General features: G+C 65.9%; 1 pseudogene. It reads right to left on the minus strand.

Annotation, left to right across the window (positions count from 1 at the left end):
• Nucleotides 1–434, minus strand: a pseudogene (locus KDL01_RS42145) (ATP-dependent DNA ligase); the annotation flags it as partial.

The following is a 434-nucleotide window of genomic DNA, read 5'->3' on the forward strand; positions in this document are numbered from 1 at the left end:
GTCGCGTATCTCGGGGATCTTGTCGGCCCACTCCAACGCGTTGCGGGACCAGAGCCGGACGGCCCCATCGGCGACCGTTGCGAGGATCCGATACCCGTCCCACTTGATCTCATGGACCCATTGGTCGCCCTGCGGCGGGGCCTCCCCCAGCGTGGCCAACTGGGGCTCGAAGGGGCCGGAAGGCGGAGCCGCCTCTTTCGCTTTGGGCAGGACCAAGGCCTTCTTGGCCCAGTTCTTCCGTCGCGCACGCTTTGCAGGGAGGGCTTTGAGCTTCTTCTTGTCGGCTTTACCGCCGCCGGCCCTCCTGATGTCTGCCGTTGGGGCCGCCGACACATCGGCGAGCAGATCGTCCGCTTCCAGATCGCTCGCATACGCATCGTCGTCCTTGAACAACAGCCACTGCGGCTGACGGGCAGGCTTGCCTGAGCGGACCA

Source organism: Actinospica durhamensis (assembly GCF_018139695.1).
In the GTDB taxonomy this organism is placed as follows: domain Bacteria; phylum Actinomycetota; class Actinomycetes; order Streptomycetales; family Catenulisporaceae; genus Actinospica; species Actinospica durhamensis.